This is a genomic window from Pseudomonas sp. P5_A2_2 (assembly GCF_054177685.1).
On the sequence record NZ_JBGCUL010000574.1, the window covers coordinates 1 to 2,967 of the forward strand.

At 62.8% G+C, this 2,967-nt stretch carries 2 protein-coding genes; one reads left to right on the forward strand and one right to left on the reverse strand.

What is annotated here, in order from left to right; all coding sequences use genetic code 11:
* Positions 1–522: LysR substrate-binding domain-containing protein (locus tag ACXRVY_RS22505; RefSeq protein ID WP_458238274.1), on the forward strand; the 522-nt coding region annotated here is incomplete at its 5' end.
* 23 nt (positions 523–545) lie between these two features.
* On the opposite strand, the gene acnA is transcribed toward ACXRVY_RS22505, so the two are convergent.
* A partial coding sequence (acnA, locus tag ACXRVY_RS22510; protein ID WP_458238275.1) for an aconitate hydratase AcnA occupies positions 546–2,967 on the reverse strand: 2,422 nt, incomplete at its 5' end.

Sequence of the window (2,967 nt, forward strand, 5' to 3'; positions counted from 1 at the left end):
CGTTTTCCGCAGGTGGCGCTGGAGCTGACCACCGGCTCCTGGGGGCAGTTGCTCGACGACACGCTCAATCACAAACTCGACGGCGCCATCGTGGCGGTGGATGTCGAGCGTTCGCACCTCAAGCGCACGCCGATGTACCGCGAGGATTTATTGCTGATCGCCTCGACCTCCCTGGGGCCGCTGCGGGACATCAGCGACTTGCGGGACCAGACCGTATTCATGTGGCCGCAGGGCTGTCCGTACCGGGCGGCGCTGGAACACTGGTTGCTGCGACAGGGTCAGGCACTGCCGATTGTCAGCCTGGCCAGTTATGGCGCGATTGTCGGTTGTGTCAGCGCCGGGGCTGGGGTGGCACTGGTGCCCAAAGGCGTGTTCGACCAGTACGCCAAAGGTGCCGGCTGTGCGGGGTTTGAATTCCCCGAACTGACCGCCGTCGACAACCTCTTTTACTGGCACGAAAACGCCGGGGTGCACCCGGCGCGTGAGGCGTTCGTGGCGATGCTGCGCGAGGAGTTTGCCTGATTTGCACTCGTGGGGGCGAACCGTTAYGAGGCAATCAACTGCCGCAACACGTAATGCAAAATTCCTCCCGACTTGAAGTATTCCACTTCATTGAGCGTATCGATCCGGCACAACACCTCGACCTTTTCCTTGCTGCCGTCTTTACGGGTGATGACCAGCGACAGGTTCATCCGTGGCGTCAGTTCGACACCGGTCAAGCCGAGGATGTCCAGGGTTTCACTGCCGTTGAGCTTCAGGCTCTTGCGGTTCTGATCCAGCTTGAACTGCAGCGGCAACACGCCCATGCCCACCAGATTGGAGCGGTGAATCCGTTCGAAGCTTTCGGCGATGACCGCTTTCACCCCCAGCAGATTGGTGCCCTTGGCCGCCCAGTCGCGGCTCGATCCGGTGCCGTATTCCTGGCCGGCGATCACCACCAGCGGCGTGCCCGAAGCCTGATAGCGCATGGCGGCGTCGTAGATCGGCATTTTCTCCCCTGTGGGAATGTAGCGGGTGTTGCCGCCTTCCTCGCCGCCGAGCATTTCGTTGCGTATGCGGATGTTGGCGAAGGTGCCGCGCATCATCACTTCATGGTTGCCGCGCCGCGAGCCGTAGGAGTTGAAGTCCCGTGGCTCCACGCCTTTGTCGCGCAGGTATTGCCCTGCCGGGCTGTCGGCCTTGATGTTGCCGGCCGGGGAGATGTGGTCGGTGGTCACCGAGTCGCCGAGCAGTGCGAGAATGTTCGCTGCGCAGACATCCTTGATCACAGGCGGCGGGCCGCCGATGTCATCGAAGAACGGTGGGTGCTGGATGTAGGTCGAATCGTCCTGCCAGACATAGGTCGCCGCCTGCGGAACCTTGATCGCCTGCCATTGCGCGTCTCCGGCAAACACTTCGGCGTATTCCTTGTGAAACATCGCGGTGTTGACCTGGTTCACCGCGTCGGCAATTTCTTTACTGCTTGGCCAGATGTCCCGCAGGTAAACCGGTTTGCCGTCCTTGTCATCGCCCAACGACTCGCGGCTGAGATCGGTGCGCACTGTGCCTGCCAGCGCGTAGGCGACCACCAGTGGCGGGGAGGCCAGCCAGTTGGTTTTCACCAGCGGGTGCACCCGGCCTTCGAAGTTGCGATTGCCTGAGAGCACCGATGCCACCGTGAGGTCGGCTTGCTGGATGGCTTTTTCGATGGGTTCTGGCAGCGGCCCGGAGTTGCCGATGCAGGTGGTGCAGCCATAGCCGACCAGGGCAAAGCCCAATTCATCGAGGTAGTGGGTCAGACCGGCCGCCTTGTAGTAGTCGGTGACCACTTTCGAGCCGGGGGCCAGCGAACTCTTCACCCAGGGTTTGCGTTTCAGGCCTTTTTCCACGGCCTTCTTCGCCAGCAGCCCAGCCGCCATCATCACGCTCGGGTTGGAAGTGTTGGTGCAGGAGGTGATCGCGGCAATCACCACCGCGCCGTTTTTCAGGCGATAGGTCTGGCCTTCGTGGTGGTAATCCGCTTCACCGGCCATATCGGCATTGCCGACGGCAACACCGCCACCGCCTTCGCTTTCCAGGCGGCCTTCTTCCTTGCTGGCGGGTTTGAATTGCAGGTCGACGAAGTCGCTGAAGGCTTGGGCGACATTCGGCAGCGATACCCTGTCCTGCGGGCGTTTCGGCCCCGCGAGGCTGGCTTCGACGCGCCCCATGTCCAGCGCCAGGCTGTCGGTGAACAGCGGTTCCTGGCCAGGCAGGCGCCACAGGCCCTGGGCCTTGCTGTAGGCCTCGACCAGTTGCACCGTTTCGAGGGGGCGGCCTGAGAGGCGCAGGTACTCCAGCGTGACGTCGTCCACCGGGAAGAAGCCGCAGGTGGCGCCGTATTCCGGGGCCATGTTGGCGATGGTCGCGCGGTCGGCGAGCGGCAGGTCGGCGAGGCCATCGCCGTAGAACTCGACGAATTTGCCCACCACGCCTTTCTTGCGCAGCATCTGGGTCACGGTCAGCACCAGGTCGGTAGCGGTGATGCCTTCCTTGAGCTTGCCGGTGAGTTTGAAGCCGATGACCTCCGGAATCAGCATCGACACCGGTTGCCCGAGCATCGCCGCTTCCGCCTCGATACCGCCGACGCCCCAGCCGAGCACGCCGAGGCCGTTGATCATGGTGGTGTGGGAGTCGGTGCCCACCAACGTATCGGGGAAGGCATAGGTGCGGCCGTCCTCGTCCTTGGTCCACACCGTGCGGCCGAGGTATTCAAGATTCACCTGGTGGCAGATCCCGGTGCCCGGCGGCACCACGCTGAAATTGTCAAAGGCACTCTGGCCCCAGCGCAGGAACGCATAACGCTCGCCATTGCGCTGCATTTCAATGTCGACGTTCTGCTCGAAGGCGCTGCTGCTGGCGAACTTGTCGACCATCACCGAGTGGTCGATCACCAGGTCTACCGGCGACAGCGGGTTGATCCGCTGCGGATTGCCGCCGGCCTTGGCC